The sequence below is a fragment of the Clostridium guangxiense genome, assembly GCF_021043395.1.
GTDB lineage: Bacteria > Bacillota > Clostridia > Clostridiales > Clostridiaceae > Clostridium_S > Clostridium_S guangxiense.
The window spans coordinates 12,101-30,891 of record NZ_JAJNKE010000026.1 but is presented as its reverse complement, the minus strand read 5'-3'; the positions used below and the strand labels follow the sequence as shown (position 1 = coordinate 30,891).

At 31.1% G+C, this 18,791-nt stretch carries 14 protein-coding genes; 10 read left to right on the top strand and 4 right to left on the bottom strand.

The features are described 5' to 3' along the window. The first annotated feature begins 1 nt into the window (after position 1). From LQK79_RS14210 to alr, 9 genes are all read left to right on the top strand, one after another. Positions 2-778, top strand: coding sequence for an ABC transporter permease (locus tag LQK79_RS14210; protein ID WP_053243416.1), 777 nt, complete (start codon positions 2-4; stop codon positions 776-778). A gap of 370 nt (positions 779-1,148) precedes the next feature. Continuing rightward, positions 1,149-1,952, top strand: a complete 804-nt coding sequence (locus tag LQK79_RS14205; protein WP_053242797.1) for an ABC transporter permease — start codon at positions 1,149-1,151, stop codon at positions 1,950-1,952. Positions 1,953-1,954: 2 nt separating this feature from the next. After that, positions 1,955-2,731, top strand: a complete 777-nt coding sequence (locus LQK79_RS14200; RefSeq protein WP_231016960.1) for an ABC transporter permease — start codon at positions 1,955-1,957, stop codon at positions 2,729-2,731. Positions 2,732-2,940: 209 nt separating this feature from the next. Further along, the gene (gene helD / locus LQK79_RS14195) at positions 2,941-5,229 is read left to right on the top strand and encodes an RNA polymerase recycling motor HelD (RefSeq protein ID WP_231016999.1); all 2,289 of its coding nucleotides are present in this window, start codon (positions 2,941-2,943) and stop codon (positions 5,227-5,229) included. Between the two features lie 107 nt (positions 5,230-5,336). Then, positions 5,337-5,762, top strand: a complete 426-nt coding sequence (locus tag LQK79_RS14190; protein ID WP_231016959.1) for an Lrp/AsnC family transcriptional regulator — start codon at positions 5,337-5,339, stop codon at positions 5,760-5,762. 287 nt (positions 5,763-6,049) lie between these two features. Further along, on the top strand, positions 6,050-6,892 hold the full coding sequence (locus LQK79_RS14185) for a D-amino acid aminotransferase (RefSeq protein WP_231016957.1): 843 nt from the start codon (positions 6,050-6,052) through the stop codon (positions 6,890-6,892). 20 nt (positions 6,893-6,912) lie between these two features. Continuing rightward, positions 6,913-8,016 carry a DUF4392 domain-containing protein gene (locus LQK79_RS14180; RefSeq protein WP_053242800.1) on the top strand — a complete coding sequence of 368 codons (1,104 nt, stop codon included), beginning with the start codon at positions 6,913-6,915 and terminating at the stop codon, positions 8,014-8,016. A 12-nt stretch (positions 8,017-8,028) separates the two neighbouring features. Continuing rightward, a complete protein-coding gene (locus LQK79_RS14175) occupies positions 8,029-8,814 on the top strand; it encodes a putative hydro-lyase (protein WP_231016955.1) in 786 nt (261 codons plus the stop codon). A gap of 45 nt (positions 8,815-8,859) precedes the next feature. Further along, a complete protein-coding gene (alr, locus tag LQK79_RS14170) occupies positions 8,860-9,984 on the top strand; it encodes an alanine racemase (RefSeq protein WP_231016954.1) in 1,125 nt (374 codons plus the stop codon). A gap of 234 nt (positions 9,985-10,218) precedes the next feature. On the opposite strand, the gene potE is transcribed toward alr, so the two are convergent. The 4 genes from potE to LQK79_RS14150 form a co-directional block, all read right to left on the bottom strand. Then, positions 10,219-11,553 (bottom strand): putrescine-ornithine antiporter, encoded by a 1,335-nt coding sequence (potE, locus tag LQK79_RS14165; protein WP_053242803.1) that lies wholly within the window; start codon positions 11,551-11,553, stop codon positions 10,219-10,221. Positions 11,554-11,682: 129 nt separating this feature from the next. Next, entirely contained in the window at positions 11,683-13,845 is a 2,163-nt protein-coding gene (locus LQK79_RS14160; protein WP_053242804.1) for an ornithine decarboxylase, read from the bottom strand. A 331-nt stretch (positions 13,846-14,176) separates the two neighbouring features. Then, complete coding sequence (locus tag LQK79_RS14155) at positions 14,177-15,322, bottom strand: PucR family transcriptional regulator (protein WP_053242805.1); 1,146 nt, start codon at positions 15,320-15,322, stop codon at positions 14,177-14,179. A 945-nt stretch (positions 15,323-16,267) separates the two neighbouring features. Beyond that, positions 16,268-17,677, bottom strand: a complete 1,410-nt coding sequence (locus LQK79_RS14150) for an MFS transporter (protein WP_053242806.1) — start codon at positions 17,675-17,677, stop codon at positions 16,268-16,270. A 179-nt stretch (positions 17,678-17,856) separates the two neighbouring features. Between LQK79_RS14150 and LQK79_RS14145 the strand changes: the two genes are divergently transcribed. Further along, positions 17,857-18,747: an AraC family transcriptional regulator gene (locus tag LQK79_RS14145; RefSeq protein ID WP_231016952.1), complete on the top strand. Its 891-nt coding sequence runs from the start codon at positions 17,857-17,859 to the stop codon at positions 18,745-18,747. Positions 18,748-18,791 lie beyond the last annotated feature (44 nt).

Sequence of the window (18,791 nt, the reverse complement as noted above, 5' to 3'; positions counted from 1 at the left end):
TATGAAACTATATTTAAATTTTATAGCCTTGAACCTAAAAAGCCAGATGCAATATAAAGTATCTTTCTTTTTAACTACATTAGGACAGTTCATAACATCATTTACATCGTTCTTTGGCTTATATTTTATTTTTTCACGAATTAAGGCGGTAGATAACTTCACCTACCAGCAAGTACTTCTATGCTTTTCCGTTACAATGATGGCTTTTTCACTTGGAGAAATGTTTGGAGGAGGATTAGCTTCATTTCCCCGTATGCTTAGCAATGGTGAGTTTGACCGCGCCCTTATAAGGCCAAGAAGCATTATATTGCAAGTGCTGATGCCTAATATGGATTTTTCGCGACTTGGTTTATTATTGCAGGCTGCACTCGTACTATTCTATACAATACCTATGAGTGCTATTACATGGACTTTTGAAAAGATTATCACACTATGTCTTATGATACTTTGCGGAGGAGTTTTGTTTTTTGGTTTATTTCTCATTAACGCTGCATGCTCACTTTTTACAATGGAAAGCTTGGAGTTTTTGAACATCTTCACTTATGGTGCACGTCAATTTGGTCGATACCCACTTTCCGTGTATGGAAATGGTATTTTAAAATTTCTAACATTTATAGTTCCACTGGCCTTGATTCAATATTATCCTCTATTGTATTTATTGGACATAAACCGAAATATCCTTTTTATGTTTTCACCAATAATATCCTTGCTATTCTTAATTCCCAGTTATGGATTTTTTAGATTTGGATTAAGTAGATATAAGTCAACAGGATCATAGAAAAAATATAGATAACCAAGCTGAAAGATTGAATTGCTAATACCTAATCTATCCCTGCAAACTGGAAGTTGATTCAGAGCACAGAGTACAAAGTGCAGAGTACAGTGAAGGTGGATTTACCTTTCGTTTCTCTCAGGTAAATCTTAGAACTTAATAGTGTCAGCTACACTGAGCACTATATTTTAAGCGCTTTGCGTGCATTAAGTTTAAGATTTTTTGTAGCGACAGCGGAGAAAAATCATCCTTCACTGTACTCTGTCCTCTGTACTTTGTACTCTGAGTTAAATTCCAGTTTGTCGAGATAAACTTGGATTTGACAACTTTAAACTTTCAAGTTATCTATCCACACAACTTTATAAGGAGTATAAATATGAGAGCTTATTTATGTTTTTTTAAGATTCGCTTTATAAATGGTCTTCAATACAGAACCGCTGCCTATGCTGGAATTGTCACACAATTTGCCTGGGGCTTTATGTATATAATGCTGTATCAAGCTTTATATAAAAGTAATCCCTCAAAGGCACCAATGAATTTTTCTCAACTTTCCAGTTATATATGGCTTCAACAAGCATTTTTAGCACTTTTCATGACCTGGTTCTTAGACAATGATATTTTTAATTTAATAACAAGTGGAAATATAGCTTATGAATTATGCAGACCCTTTGATATATACAATACCTGGTTTGTTAAAAGCTGTGCTGTTAGACTTTCAAGAACACTTTTACGATGTTTTCCAATACTCATTATAGCTTTTTTCTTGCCAGCACCGTATAAATTTAACTTACCAAGCTCATTGGCTTCTGCTTTACTATTTTTAATTACAGCATTTTTAAGTTTTATAGTGGTTATTTCCTACTGTATGCTTGTTTATATATTTACCTTTTATACAGTATCACCTATTGGCGTACGACTTGCTCTTGTAATGACAGCAGATTTTCTTTCTGGAGGTCTTGTTCCGCTTCCATTTTTGCCCAACTGGCTCACAAAATATCTTTATCTTTCACCCTTTGCTGCAATGCAAAATGTTCCATTTAGAATTTACAGTGGCCAAATTCCAGTAAGTGAAGCACTTCTTCCCATAGTTTTGCAAGTTTTTTGGGCAGCAACTTTAATTATTATTGGTAAATTCATAATCTCTAAAGCATTAAAACGCGTAACGGTACAAGGGGGCTAACTATGGGACTATATTTAAAGTACTTTTCAATCCAACTAAAATCCGTAATGCAATATAAAATTTCATTCTTTCTTACAACTATTGGTCAATGCTTAACGACATTTTTCTCCTTTCTTAGCATGTATTTTTTATTTAAACGCTTTGGAAACATTAAAAATTACAGCTTTAATGAAGTTCTTTTATGTTTTAGTACAATTTTTATGTCCTTCTCACTAGCTGAATGCTTTGGAAGAGGTTTTGACAATTTTTCTTCAATAATATCAGATGGAGGTTTTGACAGAATACTTACAAGACCAAGAAACGAAGTGCTGCAAGTATTAGGTACAAAAATTGAACTTACAAGAATAGGCAAACTTGTTCAAGCATTAATAATATTTATATATTCAATAAAAACCTGCGGAGTTCACTTTTCGCCCGATAAAATTCTTACACTTATATTAATGATAATAGGAGGAACCTTTTTATTCTTTGGCTTATTTATGATTTCCGCAGTCATCTGCTTTTTTACCATAGAAAGTCTTGAAGTCATAAACATCTTTACAGATGGCGGAAGAGAACTTGCCCAGTATCCCTTAGATATATACAAAACTTCTGTACTAAGATTTTTTACATTTATCGTTCCACTAGCCTTTGTTAACTACTATCCTCTCCTATATATAATAGGGAGAAGTCACAATATCTTTTACATGTTTTCTCCATTGATTGCATGCTTATTTATTATTCCAAGCTATATTTTATGGAAATTTGGCGTAAGACACTACACAGGAACAGGATCTTAGAAGCAGAGTACATTTGACAGAGGACAGTGATGGATGATTTGCCTTCCTTACGTCAGGTAAACCTTTAAACTTATAGCTTCAGCTTCGCTGAAAAAACATACCCAAAAGGGTTGGGCGCAAGCCCATTAAATTTAAAATTTTCTGCCACAGCAGAAAATCAACCTTCACTGTACTCTGTACTTTGTAATCTGTACTCTGAATTAAACGAGGTGATAAAATTGATAAAACATCCAGATTACAACTCCGAGCTTAAAAGGCTCAACTACACGCTTGACTATTTAAAAACATACAAAGAAGTTATTACTAAACAAAAATCCAGTTTAGACACACAAATAGATTCCCAGCTTAAATATTTTGATCCAGATAATAAAGAACAGTTTACTCAAGTTACTTTAAATACTTCTGTAAGAGACACACTTCATCAAAAAATTCAAAATTCTGAGCGTAGCCTTTTGAAACCATACTTTGCAAGAGTCGACTTTAAAGAAGAAGATAAGAATAAACTCCAGAATTTATATATAGGGAAAATGTCCCTTCTAAAGGAGGAAACTGGTGAATTTTTAATTATAGATTGGAGAGCTCCTATTTCTAACCTTTACTATGATGGCCGTATTGGGACAGCAAATTACACCTGCCCGGATGGAAATATTAAAGGAGAAATAAAGCTTAAACGTCAATATATGATTGAAAAAGGAAAACTTCAAGATTTCTTTGATATTGATATAACAACAAATGACGATTTTCTTCAAGCATGTCTAGGCTCAAGTAAGGACAACAGGCTTAAAGATATAGTTTCAACAATACAGGCTGAACAAAATAAGGTCATAAGAGCAAACATGTGGAGACCTCTAATTGTTCAAGGTGCTGCCGGCGGTGGTAAAACCACAATTGCCCTTCACAGGATTGCCTATTTAATATATACTTTTGAGAAAAAACTAAAGCCGGAAAACTTTATGATTATGGCTCCCAGTCATTTTTTCCTAAGTTATATATCTGACGTTTTGCCAGAACTCGGTGTAGAAAATGTCATGCAAACAACCTTTGAAGACTTTGCTCAAAAAATCATAGGTCGAAAACTAAAAATCATGCCAAGCACCAAAAAGCTTTCAGACCTTGTAAACTTAAGAGACAGCATAAACTGTGAAAATATAAAAAAGATATCCAATTTTAAAGCTTCCCTAGAATTTAAAACATCAATACAGAATTTCATTAAGCTAATAGAACAAAATTTCATTCTAGAGGAAGATTTTAAACTTCACACTTTTGTTCTTATTAGTTCAAAAAATATAAAAAAGTTGTTTCTTGAAGATTACAAAAGCTTGCCACTTATGAAGCGAATCAATGAAATAAAAAAACATCTTACAAACAGTATTGAAAACAATAAAGCAAGAATTTTACAAAGAGTTGAGTCATCCTACGACGAAAAATTAAACAAGGTTAGAGATGAAGCTCCAGATTCACCTGAAAGACGCAAAATTATAATAAAAATAATAGATGAAAGAGATGCTCTGCTAAAAGGCATAAACAAAAATTCAAAAACACTTGTTAAAAATTATTTATCAAAGATTTCTGTTTTGTCTCCTCTTGAATATTATAAAAAACTGCTAAATGATAAAGCTTTATTTAATAAGCTAACTGAAAAATATATAAATCATGAGCTCTCAGAATTAATAAGAAAAACTTCAAGCGATATCTTAGACAAAAATGTCGTTGAGTTTGAAGATTTAGCTCCTTTAATGTATATAAAATATTTAACACAAGGTCTAGACGAAAAAATAAACGTAAGACACATAATCATAGACGAAGCTCAAGATTTTAGCCTTTTTCAATTTTCAGTATTAAAAGAAATAATAGACAGTCCTTCTTTTACAATCCTTGGAGACCTGTGTCAAGGAATATACAGTTTTAGAGGAGTTACAGATTGGAACAAAACTGCAGAACTTATCTTTGGCGGCAATGAGCCAGACTTACTAAAACTAGAACAAAGTTATAGAACCACAATCGAGATAATGGATGCAGCAAACTCAGTTATAAAATTTTTAAATAATAAGAGCCTTCCACTTGCAAAACCAGTAATACGCCACGGCGACCCTGTAACTGTAATGGAAAAAGGCTCTCTAGCTGAAGTAAAAAATGAAATTGAAAAAAATCTGTTAGCCTTACGTAAAAACAAATTAAAATCTGCTGCAATCATATGTAAGACTATGAAGGAGTGCAAGGAGCTTAAAAGCTTATTTAAAAATTCAAGCTATAAGGTACAAATAATAAGTGAAAAAGAAAATGATTATTCTAGTGGAATCTTAATAATCCCTTCTTATTTGGTAAAAGGACTTGAATTTGACATGGTTATAATAGCGAATGCATCAAAGGATCAATATACATCTGATGAACTTGATGTAAAACTGCTTTATATTGCAATGACGCGTCCACTGCATAAACTTTATATATATTCTGTGGGTGAAAAAGCAGAAATGTTAAAAGCAGTATCTCAGCAATAATAAAGGAGCAGGTATAGATCGTAATAAAATCTATACCTGCTTTTTTATTTATTAAACTATTGTTATAATTATTCTATAAAACAACAGCTTTACTAGGAGTGATTGTTATGGATAATGTTGATTATAAAATATTAGAATATTTAAAAGCCAATTCTAGAACTAAAGCATCAACAATAAGCAAAGAAATTCATTTATCAGTCTCCGCGGTCATTGAACGCATTCATAAGCTGGAGACAAGTGGGATAATAAAAAATTATACAGTAGTTTTAGATGAAAGCAAAATAGGAAATGATACAAGTGCCTTAATGGAGGTTAGCCTTGACCATCCAAAGTTTTATGAATCATTTACTAGGGCAATTAAGGAAAATAAAAATATAAATTTTTGCTATTATCTAACAGGTGATTTTGATTTTATGCTTAAAATACTTTGTAAATCATCAGAGGATTTAGAAAAGATTCACAACAATATAAAAAACTTAGAAGGCGTGTCTAAAACAAAAACTTATTATATTTTAAAATCCGTGAAAGATTAAACGGATTTTATTTTTTTGACTTCTGCATATCAAAATAATCATACCTCATAAAATTCGCTAGCCATAAATTTTTCATATTATATAGTTAAAAACCGTAAATATTTTTGTAAAAAGCATAATAAAAAATAAATTCCGCATAGTTCTCAGAAAACATTGAAAAAATTTATTTATTAATATACCATATATTTAAATAGTAATGTGTTAATGAAGAATATTCTTTTATAGCAATTATATAATATATATTGCTTTTTAATATTATTTTTTAAATTTATAGGAGGTGCCTTTTTATGAAGAACTTAGGATATTATAACGGAGAATTTGATTTAATTGAAAATATGAAAATCCCTATGAATGATAGGGTATGTTATTTTGGTGATGGAGTCTATGATGCCACATATAGCAGAAATCATAAAATATTTGCCCTAGACGAACACATCGATCGTTTTTACAATAGTGCAGGTTTATTGAGAATCAAAATTCCATATACAAAGGAACAATTAAAAGAACTATTGGCTGATATGGTTACAAAAGTTGATTCTGGTGAACAGTTTGTATACTGGCAGGTTACAAGAGGGACAGGAATGCGCAATCATGCTTTTCCTCCAGATGAAGTAAAAGCAAATCTTTGGATAGTATTAAAACCAACAAATATAAAGGACATGTCTCATAAACTAAAGCTAATTACTTTAGAGGATACTAGATTTTTACACTGTAATATAAAAACTTTAAATTTACTTCCAAGTGTAATTGCAGCACAAAAAACAGAAGAGGCTGGATGCCAGGAAGCAGTATTCCATAGAGGAGATAGAGTAACTGAATGTGCTCACAGCAATGTATCTATTATAAAAGATGGAATTTTTAAAACAGCTCCAACAGATAATTTAATTTTGCCAGGTATAGCAAGAGCTCATATTATAAACATGTGTAAAAAATTTGATATTCCTGTGAATGAAACCGCATTTACTTTAAAAGAATTAATGGATGCAGACGAAGTTATAGTCACTAGTTCAGGTCAATTTTGTATGGCTGCATGCGAAATAGACGGAAAACCTGTAGGTGGGAAAGCCCCAGAACTTATCAAAAAACTCCAAGCTGCATTACTTAATGAATTCTTAGAAGCTACAAATTAAATTTAGGGGGAGATGTCTATATGAAGCAAGAAGAATTAACAATATTAAATATAGGCGAAAACTTGGATAATTTAATGAACTTAGATCCAAGAGGATATGGTGTCTGTAGAATTCTATACAGTGCCGCAAGAGAATACACTAAAGAACCTTTAACAATGAATAGTGCTAAAAAATTAGTAAAAACATTAAAAGAAGGCGACTTTGTTTATATAATGACAGGCTTTGTATTGCGCCCATTTAAGAAGGCAGAAATGGATGGGATTGTAAGCACAATGCTTTTGGCAAGAGCTTTAGTAAAAGGCTTCAATGTAAAACCTATAATTTTATGTCCTGAAGATAACATGCGAGCTGTAGAAAACTTGTCATATGTAATTGGACTTCATTTTCATGACAACATTGAAGGCTTAAAGGAATATCCTCTATCAATAGCAGGCATACCTTTCACAAAAAATGATAAAGATGCTGAAAATCAAGCAAATGAACTTATGTCAAAAGGTCTTCCAAGTGCAGTTATAAGTATAGAATGCCCAGGAGCTAATTCTCTTGGTGTTTACCACAATGCAGTTGGATTAGATGTAAGCGAATTAGAAGCAAAGCAGGATATTTTATTCACTAAATTAAAGAAAAAAGGTATTTTAAATATAGCCATAGGAGACCTAGGAAATGAACTCGGCATGGGAACTCTAAAAGAACATTTAGAAGAATATGTTCCATATGCTGCAAAAGGAAGCTGTAACTGTGGCTGTGGTGGTGGAATAATCGCAGATGTAGCAGCAGACAACATTATAACTGCAACAGTTTCAGATTGGGGTTGCTACGGACTTATAGCTGCATTAGCCTATTTAAAGAAAGATTTAAATATAATGCACACAAAAGAAATGGAAAAAGAAGCTATGATTACAGCATCTAGAAGTGGAATGATAGACATGTACGGAGATCTAATTCCTGCTATAGATGGCTGTAACCTAGAAATAAATGTTTCCATAGTTAGTTTAATGAGGGAAACCATAGAATCCTCTATGAAATTAGAAAAGACCTGCTCTACTTGGTTTAAAAAAGTAATTGAACTTGGATTTTATGACGATGATGCTTATAAATATGAAAAATTAAAAAATATAATTTAAGGTGTGGTAAAAATGAATTATTCAAGCATGAAGCCTTATGAGGTTCGTAAATTGATTCGTGAAGGAAAAGTTGTAACACCAACAGCTGGGATGTGTGCAGGGTATGCACAGGCTAATTTGGTTATTTTACCTAAGGAATTAGCCTATGATTTTTTGTTATTTACCCAAAGGAACCCTAAATCCTGCCCAATATTAGAAGTAAGTGACGTAGGTAACAGAAACCTTAAATATCTAGGTGAAGATATTGATATCACAAAGGATATTCCCAAATATAGAGTCTATGAAGATGGTATATTAACTGGCGAATACACAGATATATCAGATTTCTGGAGAAATGACTTTGTAAGCTTTTTAATTGGCTGCAGCTTTTCTTTTGAATCTGAGCTGATTGAGGCAAACATTCCTATAAGGCACATAGAGGAAAATTGTAATGTACCCATGTTTATTACAAATATAGACTGTACACCAGCTGGAATATTTAATGGAAAAATGGTTGTAAGCATGAGGCCGCTTTCTTATGAAAATATAGTAAAATCAGTTTTAGTAAGTGGTGAAATGCCTAAAGTGCATGGGGCACCAGTTCACATAGGCAATCCATCTGTCATAGGAATAAAGGACATAAATAAACCTGATTTTGGAGATTCCGTAACTATAAAAGATAATGAAGTGCCTGTATTTTGGCCTTGTGGAGTCACTCCTCAAGCAGTGGTTATGAACGTCAAACCTAAGATAGTTATTACACATTCCCCTGGTCACATGTTAATAACAGATATAAAAAATATAGATTTGAAATATTAATCAAGATAAAATTTATTCAAGGAGTTGATAAAGGGGGACTAATACATGGAAGAATATCTTAGAACTTGCGCAATAATAGACTTAAAAGCTATAGAACATAATATAAATGAGGTAAGAAAAAAAATAGAAGACTATGTAAAGGTAATGGCAGTAATAAAGGCTGATGGATATGGTCATGGCGCTATAAAAATAGGCGACTTTCTTAAAGATAAAGTAGATTACTTTGGAGTTGCAACTATAGAAGAAGCTGTAGAACTCCGCAAAAACGGAATAGGTATACCAATATTAATTTTAGGTTATACCTCTCCAAAGCAATATGAAATTTTAGCTAACTATGATATAACTCAAACCATTTACAATCTTGAAATGGCAGAAGAAATATCAAAATGTGGAGTTAAACTTAAAAAGACAATAAAAGTTCATATTGCAGTAGAAACTGGAATGAACAGAATTGGATTTAAAGTAAGGCAAAAAAGCATCTCGGATATTGAAAAAATTATAAATATGGATAATTTAATTGTTGAAGGTATGTTTACCCACTTTTCTTGTGCAGATGAAAAAGACAAAAATTACACTAAACTGCAGGAAGAAAAATATGATGAATTTTTAAAAACTCTTGAAAAAAACAAGATTAATATTGCACTTAAACACATTTGCAATAGTGCAGGAATTATGGAACTTAATGATCACAGATTTGACATGGTTAGAAGCGGCATAATTACATATGGTTTGTATCCATCAGATGAAGTCAACAAGGCTTCTGTAAAATTGAAACCTGCCCTAACCTGGAAAGCTCATGTGATTAATATTTCTGAAGTTTATGAAGGTACTGGTATAAGCTATGGTAAAACTTACATTACAAAGATAAAAACTAAAATTGCAACTATTTCCGTAGGTTATGCAGATGGATATATGCGCGGACTTTCTTCAAAGGGAAGAGTTTTAATTCACGGACAATATGCACCTATACTAGGAAGAATCTGCATGGACCAAATGATGGTAGATATATCACATATAGATGGTGTTGAAATAGAAGATGAAGTAACTTTAGTTGGACAAGATGGTGAAAATACCATTACTGTTGAGGAATTAGCAAATATGGCTGGAAGCTTTAATTATGAATTTATCTGCGGAATAGGCAAAAGGGTAAAAAGGATTTATGTACCATAGCCTATTTTATTATAAATGTACTAACTAAAAGCTTAAGAATGCAAGTACCAAAACTATGCAAGTAATATTTGTTTAGTTCTCAGTTAAAAACAAAAGCAGACACGAATTTATGTCTGCTTTTAGTTTTATTAGGTAACGCGTATGGTTGAGCTTAATAACTCAATAAAAAAATTTCAACTATCTATTCATCAAAAGGAATTCTAACTAAATTATTATAAGATGCTTATATAAATACTAGTTATTTGTATTACAATTACTCTCATTTTTCTTTAAATCAAATCTATGTGAAACAAATCCATATAATGTCCATCCAGCAAAAGTAGCTATAGCACCATATGTCATTGCTTCAAGACCACAACCATAAAGAGCATATAAACTGTATATTGAAGCCACTAAAGCAATAATGTTAGTTGTCTTGATTTTCCCCTCTGGCACTCCCTCTGCTTTTTGTAGTACATTTAATGAACTCATAGATAACAAGTATGGAATAATATTCGTAACTACGGCCAAGTTAACTAGTACGTCAAATTGTTTACTAAGGCTTGGGCTAATTGTCATTAATGAAAGTAAAGTTTGCGCACAAGTAATAATTACCATTGCAACAATTGGAGTACCTGTTTTTGTAACTTTATTAAATATTTTAGGGAAATATCCTTCAACTGCAGAACTTCTAAATACATGTGCTATAGTGAATTGCCATCCAAGTAAAGAACCAAAGCATGACATAACCATAAGTGCAATAACTATTTTTCCTGCAATAGGTCCAAACATAGAAGCGAATGCTAATCCAAAAGGTGCATCAGATTTTAATAATGCTGAATTTGGAACTATACCAGCTATAACATTTGTTGAAATAATATATATAAGTGCGGCACCTATAGTTCCTCCTAAACATGCAATAGGAACATTCTTCTTAGGATTATCAACTGAATCCATGTTTGCAGAAGCTGATTCAAGACCTAAAAATGCCCATAAAGTTATTGCTATTGATTTTCCAATACCATTAAAAAATGAAAAATGATTAGGGTTCCATGCACTTGCATATTGCTTACCACTAAACCAGAACCATCCTATAGTACACATTACTAATACAGGCGCAATTACACCCCATACAGTAACTGATCCAATTTTACCTGTTATACTTGCTCCTCCAAAGTTAAGTACTGTAGCCAACCATAAAGTAAAAATTGTACATAATGCTACTTGAAGTGGTGAAAGTGTTATTCCTAGAAGCACAGCTGCATAACCTACAGCAGAAATTGCTATTGCTGCATTGGCTATTACAAGCGATAAACCATACGTGTAGTTACACATAAAGCTTCCTGCTTTTCCATAAGAATACTCTGCATATCCACCCATACCGCCAGCGTTTCTACTAAACATACCGCACTGAGCAAAAGCATAAGCTAACGCCATTGATCCAACTGCTGTAACTAACCATGAAAGAATTGACATTGTTCCAACTTGAGCTAATTTACTAGGAAGCATTATTATTCCAGAACCCATCATGTTTATAGCAGTTAAGATAGTTAATTGAAGAACGCTCATCTTATTCTTGGTTTTTTCCATAATTCATTTCCTCCCCCTATAACGTTTATTAATTTATTTACAAATCCAACACTTGCATATAGATGAACAACTTGGAACCTTAAAATTATAAATTCCAAGTTTATCCATGTACAGACTACAAAATTTATGTTACTTAGTTTTCTTATCTAACACGTATCCATAGGCATTAATAACGCCATTTTCTTCTTTCAAGTACACTCCTTGAATTTCCGGAGCGAATCCTGGGAACTGATTTATTCCGTCCTTTAATATCAAGAAATATTTTTGTGCTACTTCATTCCACTTTTCTCCTGGAACAACACAGAAAACTCCTGGTGGATATGGAAGTGCACCCTCTAATGCAACTTCACCCACAATATTTTCTAGCCTAACTAATTTAGCATTGTTTCTTACTAATTCCCAGTTAGCCTCTTGAGGGGTAATTGCTTGCTCTGGGAATGAAGCTGCTCTAAATAATTTCTTTTGATATGTTTTTGCATCGCTTTTCTTATAGAAATCATGCATTTCCTGGCATAACGTTCTAATTGTGTATCCGCTATAACGATTTCCATTTTTATTGTAAAGGTTTGGTAGTACTTCACTTAATGGTGCATCCTCTTTTACAAGGTGTTCAAATTTAACCAATAGTGATACAAGGTTACTCATCTTTGTCAAAGTTTCTGCTGGTGTTAATAGGAATAATATGGAATTCAAATCATTCTTTTCTGGTATAACTCCATGCTCTCTTAAATAATTTGCAAGAATGGTAGCTGGGATACCAAAATCTTCGTATTCGCCAGTTTCAGCATTAATTCCTGGTGTTGTTAACATGAATTTATTAGGATCAACAAAGTATTGATTTTCAGCATATCCTTCAAATGAATGCCATTTTTGTCCTGGATAAAACTTGAAGAATTCAATATTATTTGCAATTTCTTCTGTATCATGATCTTCCCACTTCTTTCCACCTACAACTGGTGGGATAAATGGTTTAAATAATGTGCAATTTTTTAGAACTAATTTTCTAGCTTCAATTCCTAGTTTTACACAGTCTGACCATAAACGCTTACCAGCTTCACCTTCCTGTATTCTCGCATTAACATCAAGTGCTGAGAATAGTGGATAAAATGGACTAGTAGAAGCATGTAACATATATGCATTGTTAAATCTTTTATGATCTACATAACGTTTTTGACCCTTGATATGCCTGTCTTTTTTATGAATTTGAGATGTTTGTGAGAATCCTGCCTGTTGTTTGTGAACGGATTGAGTTACAAATATTCCGGGATCGTCCTCATTTAAATCTAATAATAATGGAGAGCAATCTCTCATCATAGGTATAAACTGCTCATATCCAACCCATGCTGAATCAAACAGGATATAGTCACAAAGGTGTCCAATTTTATCAACTACTTGTCTAGCGTTATAGATAGTTCCATCATAAGTTCCAAGCTGGATTACAGCCAATCTAAATGGTCTTTGTGACTTAGCTCTTTCTGGATCAACTTTTGCTGCTAATTTTCTTAAGTATTCTTCATCGAAGCAGTGTGCATCAATACCACCAATAAAACCAAATGGATTACGTGCGGTTTCTAAATATACAGGTCGTCCACCAGATTGAACTAAAGCTGAATTGTATACGGATTTGTGATTGTTTCTATCGAATAAAACTAAATCTCCTGGTGCAACTACGGCATTTGTAACTACACAGTTAGAAATACTAGTTCCATTCATTACAAAATAAGTTTTATCAGCATTGTATACTTTAGCAGCATGTTTTTCAGCATCCATAGCTGGGCCTTCATGAATAAGCAAATCTCCTAATTCAACATCCGCATTACAAATATCTGATCTGAATACATTTTCTCCATAAAAATCATAAAAAAATCTACCTGCAGGATGTTTACGGAAATATTGACCGCCTTGATGTCCAGGACAATCAAATTGTATATTTCCCTTTTCGACATAATTGCTTAATGTTTTGAAAAAAGGTGGCAATACCTTTTCCTCATATTGGTTTGCAGCAGTCTCAATTTCCCTTGAGTAAAGTTTTTCATCAAATTTGTTTCCGTCCATTACATGATAAACTTTCTTAAGAAGTTCACCATCAAGTTTTTCTTTATCTTTTAGAATGACAAATACAGGAATACCAAACTTTGTATTATGTACATTGTTAATTAAGTCTATATCAGAATCAGTTAATACAACTGCTGATACATCTGTATAATCTGTGTTTTCAGCTAAAACTAAGTTTCTATCAGTTGAAAAATATTCTTTAGATTCTTCAGTACAAGCAATTTTTAAATGTTTCATAATTTTGTCCTCCTTTGAGATTTCAAATAAATTCGAAAACCTCTTTCCAATGAAATAAATTCATTCTAATCCAAATATGCCTATAATATACTTATTTTTACACAAAGAATGTATAAATGAATCAGGGGGTCACTATGTTAATCATTTTATTAACGACAGTAATCAAAGCAGTGCTTGTCAATCGCCGTCTAATTTTATTTAAATTTGTATTTTTCAGTTGAAATTAGTTTTCGCATTTATTTATTGTTTTCTTACATGCATATAATACACCTTAGGAGGATACTTCGGATTTGTAATAATTTAAATTGCAAAACGCATGCTTTTATAAAATTTACAAAGATATCTTTATCAAATTGTATATTCTAATGGCTACAGCTAGTTCTTCATAAAAGTGTTTGGTTTTACAATTTTCATTTAATATTTTATTTACTCGTTCTATTCTATATCTTATAGTGTTGCTATGCTGAAATAATTCTTCTCCAGTAGCTTTCATATCTCCATTATTCTCAACATACTTTACAGCAGTTTTTAATAATTCTGTTTCGTGATTTTTATCATAATCAATTAATGGTTCTATCATTTCCTTGTAATATTTCATTACCCATGGATTATCCAAAATTGGAATAATCATTTTATTTATGCCAATTTCACTAAAAAACGAAATTTGCTTTTTGTATATAATTGAATATTTAAAAGCATACAAGCTTTCCTGTATGGCCTTACTCAAACTACCCAAATTTTCATACAAACTGCTAATTCCTATAACATACTCCTTTTCACTAAATCCCCACCATTTAAGTCTTCTCAAAATAATTTTATCAATATCGTTTTGTTTTGCATCTTCAAAGGTATTAATGAGAATATATCCATCTTTATACGGTATAACCTTACTACAAGCTTCCTCCATTTCCTTATCAGAAAAGCTTTTTATGCCTACTAATTTGTTGTTCTTCTTCTTGCAAAACGCTACTATGTTTTGCTCTTTAAAATTTATATTTATCTTATGAGCAATTTTTTTTATGCTTATTTCATTTAAATTTTTATACAAAATATCGTCTATTTTTAGTGCTAGATTTTCATATTCCTTCTTCTCATCAATAGCTTTATTAACGATTACAATTACATCTTCAGTAAACGTATCTTTAAATGTCATAATAGGAAAATTATTTTTATCAGCAAGGTCAATTACTTCATCAGGAATATGATCAAAATAAATATTCTTAATCGCTAAACAGCTTATTCCTACTTTAATCATCATTTCAACAGCTCCATATAATTCATCGATCCTGTCTCTTATTGCAACTAGTGTAGTTAATGCAAAGTCTTCTGGACTAAAATTTTCCTCTATTAGTTTAGGCGTTTCATAATCCCAAACCGCTACATGATTTATTTTATTCGAAAGACCTTTTCTACCAGCAATAACCTCAAAGCCTTGCAATATATCAAGGCTTAAGGCTTCTTTTACAGTTATAGCCATAAAAATTCCTCCCTTAACTCCAATTTTTTCATATTATCAAAGTAACAATTATAACAAAAATATGTTTCTGATAATATAAAAATTTATTTCCTCATCATACGATTTGATATTATTCTTGTATTTAGTCTTTTTCAAATTAAGTTAAATTAAAATTTTTTAATAATTATTGGTTTTTTTTGATAATTGCATATTGTATGCTTAAAATATATGACTTTTTCGATTTTTTTTAGGTTATAAATCGAAATAAGTCATACTTTTAATTCACATTTATTCAAAATTAAAAATATTATTCATTTATTAGCTATATTTAATGACTTTCTCTTATCGTTTTACATTTTTTTTATAAATAATGAAATATCAAGCTCTAATTATTTATAATTTAGCAATTTAATAACGTTATTTGTACAAATACCGAATTAGTTTTTTATAAATTGTAAAATAAATACCATAACTTATTAGAATATATTAAATACTACTTAATAAATTATGGTATTATTATAAATTTTTTGTTATTTTTATTCTATCATATTTGTTGACAGCATTTGCAACAAATATTTATTTATGCAATATACATTTTAAGTTATTTTACATTTTATATTTATGATTATAAATTTTTATAAAATGCTCCAATTTTATTTGAATTTATAAGTCCATATTTGTGACCATATACAAAATTTATTTGCCATGCTGTAAATTTGCAAAATAATGTTTGATCAAAGCTATGTATTTATATTCACATTTTTTATTGTTATATTTGCATCAAAAAATACTTAATGTATATTTTTTCATAATCCTTTTTACGGAATTTTTTACATAAGCAAGCCAAATTAATTCTGTTAAACTGGAATTTGTAAATCAGAGTAGGGAGTAGAGTGAAGGATATAATAATAACTAAGATAAGTAAAGTATTCATACCGTAATAATTAATAACATCATCAGGCCATACTATCCCTTTATCATTCTAAAAATAGTAGCTATTATACCCACGCCACACACAAACACAAGAATAATATATACATGTCTCATCCCATAAACAAAAACATCATCCCTTCCGAAAACATAATCCACTACTCTATGTCCCATTTTGATGCTCATGAAATTATATAAAATGGTTGTAGACAAAGTTATTCCAACCATTTGTCCTAAATTTCTTACCAATGAATTAATACTTCCTGCTATACCAAGCTTGTTTTTAGGAACTGTCGACATTATTAAGGAATTATTAGCTGGCTGAAAAAATCCCTGTCCTAAACCTATTAAAACTATACAAAACGCTGCGTCTATTAAAAGAGAATGCTCATTTAAAAATATCATAAATAGAAATCCAATCGTCATAAATATAATCCCTATAAAGGCCAGCAGTTCTGATCCTATTTTATCTGCTAAATCACCTGAAATTGGTGAAATTACAGCTATAATTAATGGCTGCACAATCATAAACATTCCTGCAGTTGAAGAAGACATTTTTAATGTATCCTGTAAATAAAAAGGGATTATAATTATCGAAGAAGCTATACATACAAATGATACAAGTGCACAAAACAAACTTAACAAAAACAGATTATTCTTAAAGATATCAAGCTGTAAAATTGGAAGTTCTATTTTTCTTTGTGATAAAACAAATATTATTAAACAAATTATTGATAAAACAAAGCTTACTATAATCATGGGGTTCTTATACCCAAATTGCTGCTCACCAATTAAAGAACCAAATAAAAATATAATTGCTATAAAATATAAAAAAGCTCCCTTTACATCAAGTTTTTCATCGATATTCTTGCCTTTTGGAAGCACCTGCAATCCTGCCACAAAAGCTATTATACCTATAGGTATATTTACAAAAAATATATAGTTCCAGCTTAAAAACCCTACAATAAGTCCACCCACTGGAGCTCCTATCATAGTCCCAAGTGCAACTCCTGATGCTAAAATTCCCAAAGCCTTTCCTCTTTCTTTTTGTGGGAAAATTTGAGTTATAATTCCTTGATTATTCGCCATATACGCACCTGCCCCTATTCCTTGAATTACTCTAAAAATTACAAGCATAATTAAGGAATTTGAAAGTCCACACATAAGCGATGCAAAAGTAAATATTATAGTGCCAATTTTAAATATCCTCGACTTCCCTTTTATATCCCCTAATCGTCCAAATATCAAAAGACTAGCGCAAATAATCATAACATAACTAGCGACAACCCACTCTATTTGAGCCATATTTACTGAAAGCTTTTTTGCCATTGTAGGCAATGCTACATTTACAATACTGCTGTCAACACAAGACATAAAAGACATTAATACTACTACAAACAAAATAATCCACTTGCTATGCTCCTTATTTTTTTCTGCCAAAATCATTATTAAACTCCCCTCTCTAAAGGATTATTAAGATAAAACCCAACTTATACATTTAGCATATTATTGATATATTAGGCTATAATTGCTATTATTATATTAGCAATATAGTGCTTGTATTTCATTAATTATATTGCTTAATATTAGCATTATTTTGCTATATTATAGAAAAGGAGAAATCCATGAAAAAAAGTAATAAAAATTATTTTTATAAAAAAATGCCTGATGAAAATTTTTTTGTAGATATATTTGAAAAAAATCATTATAGCGTAGGAACAGATTTAAGGACACATTGGCATGAGCATATTCAATTTTTTTATTTTACTGAAGGAAAAGCGCTTCTTAGATGTGGCTCCAAAAAAATAGAAGCTTTTGCAAATGACATTGTTATCATAAACAGTACTGAGCTTCACTCTATAGAGAATTCATGTGTTAATTTAAAATACTATGTAATTAGAATTGATTTATCTTTTCTTTTTAGCAATCAAATTGACTCTTGCCAAATAAAGTTTATGACGCCGCTCGCAAACAATGTGATTTTATTTGAAAATTTAATTAGAAATGACACTGAATTTTTGAAGTATATTAATGAAATCATAAAAGAATATTTTTCAAAAGAGATAGGCTTTGAACTTTCCATAAAAGGTTGTACATTTAAATTAATTGCTTTATTATTACGTAATTATATTGCAAGAATTTATACGCCAAAGGAGCTTAACTCTAAAATAATTAAATTAAAACAATTTAGTGAAGCTTTAAATTATATAGAAAATAGCTATACCAAACAAATAACCTTAGATGAACTCGCCACTTTATCACATATTAGTACTTATCATTTTTGTAGACTTTTTAAAGAATCTACTGGGCAAACCGTAATTGAGTACATTAATAATCTTAGAATAAAAAAAGCTAAGGTGCTTTTAAAGGAAAGCAATCTTAATATGACAGAAATAGCTTTAAGCTGTGGATTTAACGATGCAAATTACTTTAGTCGAATCTTTAAAAAGAATACAAATATGACACCTTCAGAAATTAGAAAATATGGGCTTACAGCCAAGCCCCGCATACTTTAGTTTGTATTTACTCTCAGTTATTTGAATTTGCTAACAAAGAGGTT

Coding starts and splice junctions, on each gene's coding strand:
- LQK79_RS14210 (WP_053243416.1), top strand. CDS start 2: ATGAAACTATATTTAAATTTTATAGCCTTGAACCTAAAAAGCCAGATG.
- LQK79_RS14205 (WP_053242797.1), top strand. CDS start 1,149: ATGAGAGCTTATTTATGTTTTTTTAAGATTCGCTTTATAAATGGTCTT.
- LQK79_RS14200 (WP_231016960.1), top strand. CDS start 1,955: ATGGGACTATATTTAAAGTACTTTTCAATCCAACTAAAATCCGTAATG.
- LQK79_RS14190 (WP_231016959.1), top strand. CDS start 5,337: ATGGATAATGTTGATTATAAAATATTAGAATATTTAAAAGCCAATTCT.
- LQK79_RS14185 (WP_231016957.1), top strand. CDS start 6,050: ATGAAGAACTTAGGATATTATAACGGAGAATTTGATTTAATTGAAAAT.
- LQK79_RS14180 (WP_053242800.1), top strand. CDS start 6,913: ATGAAGCAAGAAGAATTAACAATATTAAATATAGGCGAAAACTTGGAT.
- LQK79_RS14175 (WP_231016955.1), top strand. CDS start 8,029: ATGAATTATTCAAGCATGAAGCCTTATGAGGTTCGTAAATTGATTCGT.
- alr (WP_231016954.1), top strand. CDS start 8,860: ATGGAAGAATATCTTAGAACTTGCGCAATAATAGACTTAAAAGCTATA.
- potE (WP_053242803.1), bottom strand. CDS start 11,553: ATGGAAAAAACCAAGAATAAGATGAGCGTTCTTCAATTAACTATCTTA.
- LQK79_RS14160 (WP_053242804.1), bottom strand. CDS start 13,845: ATGAAACATTTAAAAATTGCTTGTACTGAAGAATCTAAAGAATATTTT.
- LQK79_RS14155 (WP_053242805.1), bottom strand. CDS start 15,322: ATGGCTATAACTGTAAAAGAAGCCTTAAGCCTTGATATATTGCAAGGC.
- LQK79_RS14150 (WP_053242806.1), bottom strand. CDS start 17,677: ATGATTTTGGCAGAAAAAAATAAGGAGCATAGCAAGTGGATTATTTTG.
- LQK79_RS14145 (WP_231016952.1), top strand. CDS start 17,857: ATGAAAAAAAGTAATAAAAATTATTTTTATAAAAAAATGCCTGATGAA.